The sequence below is a fragment of the Herbaspirillum sp. CF444 genome (assembly GCF_000282135.1).
Taxonomy (GTDB): domain Bacteria; phylum Pseudomonadota; class Gammaproteobacteria; order Burkholderiales; family Burkholderiaceae_D; genus Herbaspirillum.
The window spans coordinates 1-11,762 of sequence record NZ_AKJW01000060.1 but is presented as its reverse complement, the minus strand read 5'-3'; the positions used below and the strand labels follow the sequence as shown (position 1 = coordinate 11,762).

At 49.8% G+C, this 11,762-nt stretch carries 7 protein-coding genes and 1 pseudogene; 3 read left to right on the top strand and 5 right to left on the bottom strand.

Going from position 1 to position 11,762, the window contains the following annotated elements; all coding sequences use genetic code 11:
* The first annotated feature begins 161 nt into the window (after positions 1-161).
* Positions 162-2,003 (top strand): S53 family peptidase, encoded by a 1,842-nt coding sequence (locus tag PMI16_RS12780; protein ID WP_162131123.1) that lies wholly within the window; start codon positions 162-164, stop codon positions 2,001-2,003.
* A 22-nt stretch (positions 2,004-2,025) separates the two neighbouring features.
* Positions 2,026-2,256, top strand: a pseudogene (locus PMI16_RS25310) (IS5/IS1182 family transposase); the annotation flags it as partial.
* 156 nt (positions 2,257-2,412) lie between these two features.
* On the opposite strand, the gene PMI16_RS12775 reads toward PMI16_RS25310, so the two are convergent.
* The 5 genes from PMI16_RS12775 to pheA form a co-directional block, all read right to left on the bottom strand.
* On the bottom strand, positions 2,413-4,797 hold the full coding sequence (locus tag PMI16_RS12775; protein ID WP_007880098.1) for an ATP-binding protein: 2,385 nt from the start codon (positions 4,795-4,797) through the stop codon (positions 2,413-2,415).
* The gene (locus tag PMI16_RS12765) at positions 4,794-5,459 is read right to left on the bottom strand and encodes a response regulator transcription factor (protein ID WP_007880093.1); all 666 of its coding nucleotides are present in this window, start codon (positions 5,457-5,459) and stop codon (positions 4,794-4,796) included. The genes PMI16_RS12775 and PMI16_RS12765 overlap by 4 nt, the downstream gene beginning before the upstream one ends.
* Positions 5,460-7,243: 1,784 nt before the next feature.
* Positions 7,244-8,284: an ABC transporter substrate-binding protein gene (locus PMI16_RS12760; RefSeq protein ID WP_007880090.1), complete on the bottom strand. Its 1,041-nt coding sequence runs from the start codon at positions 8,282-8,284 to the stop codon at positions 7,244-7,246.
* Entirely contained in the window at positions 8,281-8,553 is a 273-nt protein-coding gene (locus tag PMI16_RS12755; protein ID WP_034380341.1) for a hypothetical protein, read from the bottom strand. The genes PMI16_RS12760 and PMI16_RS12755 overlap by 4 nt, the downstream gene beginning before the upstream one ends.
* Before the next feature lie 4 nt (positions 8,554-8,557).
* Positions 8,558-9,625: a chorismate mutase gene (pheA, locus tag PMI16_RS12750; protein ID WP_007880088.1), complete on the bottom strand. Its 1,068-nt coding sequence runs from the start codon at positions 9,623-9,625 to the stop codon at positions 8,558-8,560.
* Between the two features lie 1,079 nt (positions 9,626-10,704).
* Between pheA and PMI16_RS12745 the strand changes: the two genes are divergently transcribed.
* Positions 10,705-11,762, top strand: a 1,058-nt coding sequence (locus PMI16_RS12745; protein WP_007880086.1) for a hypothetical protein, incomplete at its 3' end; no start/stop codon positions are given.

Genomic DNA, 11,762 nt, shown 5'->3' with positions numbered 1-11,762 from the left:
CATCATCGTCTCAAGTCATCGACACTGCAATACTTGCCTTTCTCATGCTAACCATTCCGGCAACTGCGATCGCCACTTTATATCTGAACTTTTTACCGCTAGGTATTCGTGATTGACTTTATCTTGTAGCGTGAATGTATCGCCTGGCGATATTTCGTGTGATGTCTAAACGTCTGGCGTTCTTTGCTAGCGTTATTATTATGGGACGTCGCAGAGTTGCAGGAGGACTTGAGATGATGAATCGCGCAATAATCGCCATCAACTTTATAGTACGCGTGATATTCACGTGTTTGTTGCTAAGCACTTCGGCAACTGCAGATGCTGACAATCGCTGGGCAGATACGAAAACCTTGGCATTCTTGCCTCCGTATGGCGATCCGGCATCTTCCTATATGCTTTATCGAGAACATCCGGTTCATATCCAGGTAGCGCTGAAGGTTCGGAATCAGGAGCGGCTTGATGAAATGGCCCGGGATGTAAATGATCCTGAGAGTTCTGAATATGGAAATTTTCTGACGCGCGAGCAATTTCAACGCGATTTTGCGCCCGTCGAGGAACAGGTCGATGCTATCAAGGCCTACTTGCAGGTCACCGGATTTACACAGGTCGAGGCAACGCCGAATCGGCTGTTTGTTTCGGCGGTGGGTTCTGTCAGGACAATCGAGGCCGCATTCAACACAAAGCTGGCTGTATTCAAAGAGGCTGGTCGCGTAAGGTACGCAAACACCAGTATCGTTCAGGTGCCAATGAGCCTCGCGGGAATAGTGTTGGCAGTTCAGGGCTTGCAGAATATCGATGGGCCTCATCCATTTTTTCATCATGCCGATGCCGTGCGCCAGCCATTTGTCTCTCCTTTGGCATCACCCCATTGGCCCGCTGAATTCTCAACTATTTACGATGGTGACAGCCTTGGTGCTGCACATGAAACGTCGCTTGGTATTATTACCCTCGGAGAGGCGCCGGAGACTCTGAAGCAGATGAAGGTGGACTATCCACAGCTAATAATCAAGACGATCAGGACGGGCGACCAAAAAGGCAACTATGATGGGCTGGATAGCGATATCTATATCAGTGAGGCGTCTTTAGATGCTCATGCTGCAATAGGTACGGCAGGCGGAGCGTTAAAGCAGATGATTTTTTATGCCGCCGAAATGAAATTTGGTGAAGATGCATTGGAGGCTAGTATTACTCGTGCATTTAATCGAGCAGTTTCGGACAATGAGGCGCGTGTCATTAGTGTATCGCTTGGTGAATGCGAGGAGAGTGCATATAAGAGCGGAACATTGGTAGCGGATAGTCAGATATTTTCGATCGCAGTTGCTCAGGGGCAGACATTCGTTGTGGCGACTGGTGATCACGGGGCCTACGACTGCCAAGGTGGCGAACTCGACGGGGGCAACTATTCGGTTGACTGGCCGGCGGCATCTGCAAACGTAGTCGCAGTGGGAGGAACCCGACTCTACACCTATGGGCAGACAGTGCATGCCATGGAAGAGGTTTGGAATCATGGTCTTTATTATGAAAGTGAAACATCTAAAGGCACTCTGATAGCCACAGGAGGGGGGTACAGTAAATATATATCGCGCCCGGCATGGCAATCAGCATTGACGGCTCAACCCATGAACAAACGTGCACTTCCAGACATCGCATTTGATGCGGATCGTGATTCTGGCATTCTGATAAAGATCGATGGAAAGGCGCAGCAAGGAGATGGTACTAGCCTGTCGGCGCCGTTGTTTGCGGGGTTTTATGCGCGGATTCAGACGACATTCGGCAACAAACTTGGCTTCCCTTGCCCATTGATCTATGAGGCAGGTCGGACCGATCCGGAAGTATTTCACGATGTTATTTCTGGTAATAATGGATGGGAAGGCTTTGGCTACAGCGCGGGTAGAGGTTGGGATTATGCTAGTGGTTGGGGAAGTGTGGATATTGCCAAATTGGCTGCGTTCATCCGTAAAATGGGATCGCCGCAGCGTAAGAATACCCGGGCGATTCGTTAGCGGCCAACGACGACAGTCGGGTCAAAACGACGTGCGAGCTGGCGGCAGTACAATCGATGGTCGTACCTCGGCGGCACAAGGGATACCGAGTGAGCCAGGTCATCCGCAAACGCATCGAAGAGCACTTTGGCAGGGGAAAGACGGTCGGCTTCGACAAACTGTATATCGTGGCCTCGAGCGCGTGGACCAACACTTCAAGCTGACCCGAATTGCACGAATACTACTGGGCGCTGTGCTGCGAGGAGCGGTGCAGTGGCATGGTATGAATTCAGCCGCACTTTCATGTCGAGTCGTGTTTAACTGTGCTGCGCCCTTTGCGACGGAGTGCTTTTCAACAGCCCGCTAGACAAGTACCAAATCCTTTTTGGCGGCTTGCGGAAGGGGAATCAAATCACTGACACAAGGATTTTCAATGCGCCTCTCCAGCACCATAGAAGTCCTCGGTCATCAGGATGTAGCTCTTAATGCTTCGCTCCACAGCACTAAGGGCTACTGAACTGAAATTTGTTGAAAATGGAGTTCTCGGGATAGTGTCCTCAAAAATACGAATCGCATCTATGATTTCTGTTTGGTCAAGCATAAGAGCAACTCCTTTGATTCTATGAGAGTAATGCCTACTAGCCAAAACATCACACTCAACTACCGCTTTTTCCAACAGAGCGTAGTCTTCTTTCAGACTATTTGCGGGTGTCAGCGTTGAGAGTCGAACATCTCCGCTATTCGACGTTACAGCATCAGGTTGTCGGAGCCACAATGCCAAGGTTTCTCGGAGGCGTTCAAGCCGAATTGGCTTCGAGAGTACGCCGTCAATTCCAGATGAAAAACATTTCTGAGTGTGCGCATCTCCGCTCTCTGCGGAAATGGCAATGATGGGGATATAAGGGAATCCTTCTCGCTCTTCGATCTCTCGAATCTTTATTGCTACGTCGTAGCCACTCATTATCGGTAAGTGGCAATCAAGCAAGATTGCAGAAAATCTTTCTGCACTATATTGCTTGATTCCAGTAGCCCCATCGGCTGCCGTGGCACAGGAGTAGCCAAGCAATAGAAGCTGCTCGCTAATAAGCTCTCGATTAACATTTACATCGTCAATCACAAGAATTTTATCTTGTCGAGATGAAGAGGGGCATGGAGAATTACTCTGAATCGAATCCGGGGTAGCTTTGAATGTACAGATTTCTGTTGGAACAATGATCTTTACAATGGTCCCAGATCTTGGCGCACTCGTAATACTTATGCGACCTTTCATTTCCTTTATAAGCTCGGCACATATAGCAAGTCCCAGCCCGCTACCACCAAATTCTCGGGTGATGGATGACGTGGCTTGCTTGAACGGGGCGAACAAAAATGGTTGTGCGGCAGCGGGGATTCCAATGCCGGTATCCGTGACTTCAATCATCAAAAGCGGAGCTAAATTTTCACCATATTTTTCTAACCGTGCAAATACACTAATTGATCCGGCATTAGTAAACTTGGCCGCATTTGATAGAATATTCGTCAAAATTTGACGCATGCGGGTTGGGTCCAGGCGTAGAGGTGGGAATTTTTCCGCAAATGACACGTGAAGTTTTACGTTCTTTTCTCTGACGCACACATCGATACATGCAAGCGCCTCTTCAATGACTTTTTCTATATCAGTCGGAATATATTCAAGATTGATAGCGCCTGCTTCTAGTTTCGAATAGTCCAATACATCGTTCACAAGATTAGATAGCGTCTCAGCATTGGAAATTGCTGTATGTAGCAATTTGTTTTGATGAGCGTCCAGCGTGGTGTTTTGCAGTAAATCAATAGAGGCTAGCACTGCATGTATTGGCGTGCGTATTTCGTGGCTCATGACCGCCAAAAACATCCCCTTCTGCCGCTCGTTATCCTCTGCTATTTTTTTTGCCCTACGCATGTAGTAAATATTGACGAGCAAGAAAACGATAGTCAACGCTCCTAGCGCAGTCTCTTTTCCATAATAGTGAATAATGGCCTTCCATGATGGTTGGCCATAATCCGCCGTTTCTATCCATTCTTGATAGATAAGATCCGTTTTTTCGGATGGCAATCCGACCAGAACTTTGTTAATAATGGAGATCAACAGCGGAGAATCTGCTCGCGCAGCCATTCTCAGCATAATGGGAAGCGATGGTATGCTGCCCGCGATATGCAGTTGATCGGGATAACGTTGGCGAAGCAAGGTGTGAAGTATGAGTTCTGGACCAATAGCAACTTGCGCCTTCCCCGAGACAACAGCGTCCAAAACGTCATCGATATTTTCAAATGTTAAAAGGGCCGCCTTGGGCTGTGCTCGCCGAATCCACGATTCAAACATGCCCCCACCCGCCACAGCCACTGTCATCCCATTAAAAGCTGAGCTATCGAAAATATTGGTGACATTCGCACGACTAATGATGGTTGTCGATCCAACGTAATATGGTCTTGAGTAAATCAACTGTCCATTGGCTCCCTCTGGTTCATGCACATCGGGGCTTGTTGCGGGCAGCAGTTCTGCCTCGCCACGATAAACGAGGCCGAGGGAATCTCGCCATTGCGATGTTTCCACCAATTGGAATTTCAGTCCCGTTTCTTTTTCAATTTCTTTGAGGTAGGCAACACTAAGTCCTTTGGGGATACCTTTGTCAGAAAACTCCACTGGTTTCCAGTGAGGATCTATGGCAATGCGTACTACCGGATGTTCTTTCAACCACGTTTTCTCCGCGGTACTCAACTCAATAGCATAAGCACCAAGGGGAATGAGAAGCCCAAAAAGAACAATACTTGAGAATGAACGAGAAAACCTCCTCATTGTTTGTTTGATCCTATTAATAGGCCATTGATTTTAAAAAGTTCAATGTCTGTTTTAATTCCTAACTTCCTGTAGGCGGATAACTTTTGAGTACTCACGGTTTTTCTACTACGAGAATACTTCTTCGCAATCTGGATGATAGACATGCCTTCAAGGCAGCAGAGTATCACTTCGTGCTCTCGGGCAGAGAGACACACTTGAGAAGCAATCAGATTATCAGTACCGCTAGCCTCAGACATCTTATCGGTACTGTTAGCGAGCGCTGGAGGTGTGTAAGCCTCTCCACGCATGAGGCGACGGATAACCCCAGCCAGCAAAGTTATATCCTCTGTCTTTCCTAAAAAACCATGCGCACCCGCCGCAATTGAGAGGGAAACCGTGAGTGGGTTGTCATGAGACGATAGTACGAGTATTTTTATATCTGGATATCGCCTTCGCATCATTCTGACAAGACTCAATCCGTCAGCATCATCGGCTCCTAGTGAGTAGTCAATCACGACTAAATCAACCTCATTGCTATTTAGTGCGGCCATGAAATCTCGACTGGTAGAGAAGCTTCCGACAATAGCAAAACCGCTGTCCGAAGCCAGGGCTGCAGCGATTCCTTTCCCAACCACCGAATGATCGTCCAATAGCAGAATTCTGATTACAGGTATTTGCATATACGGAATCCAATCCAACTGAAGAATTAATTTACGCCCAAAAATAACCAAATTTAGCCAAAAAGAGAATTTAAATTATTTCCTTGTTGCAATGATTTGGCTGGAATGCTCACCATGCCAGCAACTATTGTCGTACTCATGATGGCAAATTTCTGAAAAAATTTCTATTTATCGATTTCTATGTTCTCTTTCTTTTTTGGATCGGAGAATCCACGACTTAAATCAATTTTTACTGATGAGCGCTCTCCCTAACTTGCTCATTGTATTTGGTAGTGCTACGCCATTTGTTCACTTGATTTTTGAAGCCTCAGTGTTGGTTGTTGCGCTAAATTCTTTCGCTAAATGGATGATCTGTTTGCCGGCATCGCTTGAGTTACTCTCCATCCACTGAGCAAAACACTTCATTCTTTACTACCTCGAAACGGAGCGCTTCCTGGCCACCGGGAGTCACACATCTACCGGTGGAGGAAATGATCAGCATAGTGCGTAATTGGAAGAAAGGCATCATCGTTACCTCCCAGGTTCTAGTAGCCGTTGCCTAGATGGTCAAACCTGTTTGGCTATCCGTCCAGCTCGGCACACTACCAGCGTAGTGTAGTGGCGCGCTACGGCTGTCGGTGCAATCAGCTCTGTGCGACTGGTTTTGGCCTGCAGCGTAGTTTGCGCCGCACCCGATATGCTGGATTAGCGTATCGGTATTTTTGTCTTGGATTTGTCCCTGCTGGCTGATCCAGATCGGGCTCAGCCGGTCGCCCAGAGATAGTGGGCAGACGATACGGCTTTCTGTCCGTCGATCGCGTACAAGAACACCGTTCGATACAGATTATGCAACGCAACGTTCTTCCTTATCGACTAGCTTGATATTGGGTTGGACCGGCACATAGTGTCGCTGGTTTCCGAAAACCTTTGAATACGTCCGGAGGTCTCAGGAAACTCGACCACGGACGGTATCTACTGTGATGCCGTCATCCAGATCATCAAGAGGCCTGGCGCTCATCGGCCAGTCGGATAGAAAAAAGGGGGGGGCATTGATGTAGTGCTCATATGATCTCCTTCACAAGAAACTGATCTGAAAATCGCCTTCGTCATCGCACGAAATGCAAAGCGGAAGCGGCTTCTTGCCTGACCTTTGTCGCCTGATTTGCATGAAGGTGATGGCGCTCAGTCAATAGTCATACACATCCCGCAGAGGTCTGCTCCAGTAGGATAGTCGCAATCGTCGCCATTTCGAATAAGACTTGGCGCAAATCACTAACGGCCTGCTGAAATCTGCCTGATGGAGCCGGGCCGTATCTGGGCGAGGAAGGTAGCAGTATGCCCAACCGGTTGATCCAGTGATGCGTTCCGCACGCAAACCAATGCGATGGGCGGAGATCTGATTGATTTATTTAATACCAGACAGGCATATTGAGGTGTGACAAGAGAAAAATGGAGGGCAATGATGAAAAGAAGAAATATACGCTGGTGATCTTTTGGCCTGATTTCTACCGTACTTGGAAGCTGTTGCATTGACGACCGTGGATGGAACGACGGTTCTGGGACCTTTCAGTAACACAGGCCAGGTTTTTTCCTGGAAGGTAGTGACCCGCACATTCCAGGTCAAGAACGTTCCGGCCACGATGTCGATAGAATTGCCTGTGGTCAACTACGGGCATGAAAGGCCCTTGATTCGGGCTGCTATTCCCAACGAGTCGCATCAAGGTATAGCGTTAGTTACATACCCGACTCATTCTCATTTTCCCAGATCGCAGCCGCGCTGTGCGAAACCCCATAGCTGACGTTATCTATTTGTACTTTGTGTTGGCCTTCCTGGCAAACTCGTTGGAGTACGTGTGAGGCAGGTCGATATTTTTACCCGCCAAACCTGGCTCGAATGCTTGCAAGGTTTTTAGTATCGTCTCGGGGCCCGCCTCGGGGAAAAGGCCGTCCGGTGACATTGCTTCGCGTACTTTCAGGAAGGCCGAGATGTACAGCTGTGCAGAGTCATCTAGCAGATAGTTTTGGGGAACCACCTTGATGATGTCCGAGGGGGTTGCCTTCTGAAGCCACTTGAGTGCACGTACCATAGCATTGGTCAATGCCTGCGTGGTGTTCGGATATTTCTCGATGAAGATTTCGGGCGCATACAGCGTGCCTGCCGGCATCGGACCACCGAAGACATCAAGTGTGTCTTTTAGTGTGCGGGTATCGACGATGGTTTTGATCTCGTTGTTTTGTTCCAGTATCGAAATCACAGGATCAACATTGGCGATGGCATCGATTTGGCCCGAGCGCACCGCAGAGATCGCACCAGCGGCCGTGCCTACGCCGATGAAGGAGACATCAGAGGGTTTCAGGCCGGCCTTGGCCAATACGTAGCTGACCATGATGCTGGTCGACGAGCCGGGCGCAGTGACGCCGATCTTTTTTCCCTTGAGGTCGGCGACGGTCTTGTAGTTGGGCATGGTCTTGTTGTTGGCGGCCAGCACGATTTGCGGTGCGCGACCCTGCAGTACGAAGGCTACGATGGGCCGGTTCTTCGCCTGCATGTCGATGGTGTGCTCGTAGGCGCCCGACACCACATCGGCGCTGCCGCCCACCATGGCCTGCAGCGCCTTGGCACCGCCAGCGAAGTCGGATATCTCGACCTGCAGGCCTTCATTCTTAAAATAGCCAAGCTGCTCGGCGATGGTCAGGGGCAGGTGGTAGATCAGATTCTTGCCGCCAACGGCGATCGAGATCTTGGGCTTTTCCAAGGCTTGGGCAGCCGCGCTGGCATTGAGCGAAAAGTAACTGGCTACAAGCAAGGCCAAGACTGTCGCAAATTGTTTCAGGTTAAGTCTCATACGCGCTCTCCTATTAGTAATACGGGAATCTTTAATAAGTTTGCCTCGTCGCAATTGCGCAATTTGCGCGTCACCATATCAGAAGCAGAGGCAATAAAAATTTTACTTTTACGCATTTTGAATAAGCGTTTTGCTTGGTCATATCCGTTGAGCAATGAGGTCGGTGATGCTTCAAGCGCAGTCAGGAGTTGGCTGAACTGGAGCGAATTGTGGACATTACGGTTTTCTCGGAAATGGTGGCACTCCTTGAGCGATGCGATGATCAGCATATGTTTACAGGCTCTTCGGATACGAACCCAGCAGTTTGAAGAAGGACGCGTTCTGCCTCAGATCTTCCAGCAGGACCTTCTGGTCTTGTTCGTGTCCTTCGAGGTCAACGTGGAAATAATATTTCCAGGCGCCCGTGCATTCTGGACGCGACTCGAAGCGCGCCATCGAAACGCCGTGCTTCGCCAGCAACTCCAGCAGGTTGTATACCGCATCGGCCTCGTCGGGAACAGACAGTACGATGGACGTCAAGTCTTGTCCCGAAGGGGCGGTGCGCAAGTGACCGATTACGGCGAAGCGGGCGCGACTGTTCAGACCGTCCTGGATGTGGGTATTGACGGTCTGCAGGTTGCACTTCTGCCCTACGATCTCGCCAGCTATCGCCGCCACCGTCGCATCTTTGCTTGCCATGCGCACAGCCTCGGCGCTGGAGGTCACGGCCCGGCGCTCGATGCCGGGATAGTTCAGGTTGAGCCAAGTGGTGCACTGTGACAGCGCCTGCGAGTGAGCGCAGATGCAGATCGCATCATCCATGTTGCCGCTCTTGGTCATCAGCTTGTAGCGTATGGGAATCCTCACTTCGCCACTGATGGTGAGCGTAGTGTGCAGTAGCAGATCCCGCGTGTAGCTATTCACGCCTTCAGAAGAATTCTCCATCGGCACTACGCCGAAATCGGCAGTGCCGGCTTCGACATCGTGGAACACTTCGTTAATCGATGTGCACGGAAAACTCTCGACCGCGTGGCCGAATTGCTGATATACGGCTTGCTCGCTGAAGCTACCTTCCGGTCCAAGGTAGGCCACCACCACACGCTTTTCCAGCGCACGGCAAGCCGACATGACTTCGCGGAAAATGGTTTGAACATCGGTTCCCAACAGCGGACCTGGATTGCGCTCGGCCGCCTTGCGCAACACCTGCGCCTCACGCTCGGGACGGAGCACCGGAGCATTGGTCTTGGCCTTAACATGGCCGACTTCCTGCGCGAAACGGGCTCGCTGGTTCAGAAAATCGAGAATTTGCGCGTCAATGGCGTCGATCTTCTGGCGCAGCGGCATCAACTTGTCGTCACTCATCTTGTTCCTTCACTTTTAGTTGGCCGCAGCCGGGTCCTCTTTCGGATTGGTGACGCTATGGCATTCATTGCACGGTGTGACACGATGCTTCCATCCGCTTGCGCGTGGCGCGAAGCTTTCGCTGTTGGCCGACGGAAATTTGAGACTCGCTTCCAGCGGCAAATTGGCTCAATTCATTGCCATCAGTTTCAAGACTTGAGCGCGGGCCTGAATATTTATCTCACGTTGGGCTTTTCTCATTCCGCATGAGGAAAGTAAAAAAACATGCTCGCAAACAAACTGCGTATGTTTGAAAATTATGAATCGCCCATGCCAATGCCCGCTTTTAAATAGAATTTCAGCACTAATTACATAACCGCGAAATCGCTCAACTCGCACACAACTCCTCACTCTCCATAAAATACATAAGACAACCGATATTGCCTCCTCATTTCACAACTGCACCCTCTCTCCTCGTGAAGAAAATGTTTTCGTAACGGTACCCGGTTATGAAATGCGTTCCTGCCATACCAATGCAATACCGCCGCACGAAGCTGGGCGGTGAGATAGGTTTTATTGACATGATTGTCATACTCCAACGTCAGCTAAGTTGCACGAAGATTCGGGCAAGATGAAAGTTCTCTCTCAATAGCTGGGTTGATTTGCATAAGGCCTGTTCACAACCAGAACAATAATCGCGATCACAAACCTTTCGAATAAGACCTGGCGCAAATCGCTGGCGGATCGTTGCAATTTTCGGGATGAGAATGACGTTCTGTCGTTCAATCTTGAATACTTTTCTGCTGGTTTGTCTATGGCATTGCGGCGTATCGTCACAAACGTCACGAACTATCGATATCTGTAAGAACATGCCAGCAAAGCTGGATGACGGGATGTTGAAGCAGGCTGTTAGTGCTTTACGCCAAGTCTTATTCGAGATGGCGATGATTGCGACTATCTTTAAAAAAATCGTGGTTATTCGGGGGGGCGTCACTGGTCGAGATTGCCTCGACCAGTTGGAAAGGCAGGCTTGCTAGGCTAGGCGTATTGCTCTTGGCATTGCCGTCTGATTGTTGTTGTGGATAACGAGGGGGGTAAAAATGGATCAAACAGCAACGTGGAATAAGGTCATGAACCTTACTGCACTCGAGGTTCGATCGGGACAGGATGGCGCACCGTTCATCTATCGTAACGGGAGGCATCAGGCATACGTCGACGTGTTTGTCACAGCCGTCGACGCGAATCGCACGGTGGTGGATCTGAGCAGGAGCGATTTGCTTCGCGTAGTGCAACTGGTTGAGTTCAATACGTCGGAGAGGCTGACCGGGAACTGCTACAAAGAGTGGATGGTTGACTACGATGACTGGAGTTATGTAACAGAAAATGTACCCAATGTGGTCGTGCCTACGACGGGAAGCGGTCACAACCGCATCAGGTTTTACGTGAGGTGTGATGCTGATACGACGCAGCCCACCATGCAGGTAGCAGCGCAGGTGAGCTGGAGCCCAGAAGGAAAAAGGGCGAACCTAAAGACCTTTAGTACGGCACGCGGTGGTGCGAATGGCTTGGAATCGTCCGTCACGATCACGACGAACCCAGCTATCGACTATGGCAAGCCCGAGCACTGGGAGGTTATTGCTGACGGTGACTGGTGCAAGGTAATTAGTGACGTTGAGATACGGTCCATTGATCGTTCCGCAGGTGAGGCACAAGGTTGGGTTGATACCCACATTGGTACTAGCGAGTGGAAGAAATTTCTGATTCGTAGTGTACAGGCGAAGAATGGCGGAATGAAGCTCAGAAAAACAGATGTCTCGGATGGGACGGTTGGAACCATCAAATCACGACTGGACTCTGCTACTCGTTTCTGGCACGACACTCGTTTTGATCTTTATATCTTTGCGCACGCTGTAGCAGGTTTTACTAGCGAAGATAATGAAAACGTACTGGCGTGGTTTGTGAAGCCGAAATTGTCTTTTGGTGTCCGGAGCGATTCGTCGTTGCCCTACAAGACTGCCTTGCACTGGGCTGAGTTATACATCGGGCCTAATGACCATCGTCATATTACGGAGTCGGATCCTGTCAGGGACGATTCCATTGCTGTCTATGCGTGGCAGCTGAGTTTTCCGTGGACTGGTATGACCCGATATTGGCAGGG

Coding starts and splice junctions, on each gene's coding strand:
- PMI16_RS12780 (WP_162131123.1), top strand. CDS start 162: ATGTCTAAACGTCTGGCGTTCTTTGCTAGCGTTATTATTATGGGACGT.
- PMI16_RS12760 (WP_007880090.1), bottom strand. CDS start 8,284: ATGAGACTTAACCTGAAACAATTTGCGACAGTCTTGGCCTTGCTTGTA.
- PMI16_RS12775 (WP_007880098.1), bottom strand. CDS start 4,797: ATGAGGAGGTTTTCTCGTTCATTCTCAAGTATTGTTCTTTTTGGGCTT.
- PMI16_RS12765 (WP_007880093.1), bottom strand. CDS start 5,459: ATGCAAATACCTGTAATCAGAATTCTGCTATTGGACGATCATTCGGTG.
- PMI16_RS12755 (WP_034380341.1), bottom strand. CDS start 8,553: ATGCTGATCATCGCATCGCTCAAGGAGTGCCACCATTTCCGAGAAAAC.
- pheA (WP_007880088.1), bottom strand. CDS start 9,625: ATGAGTGACGACAAGTTGATGCCGCTGCGCCAGAAGATCGACGCCATT.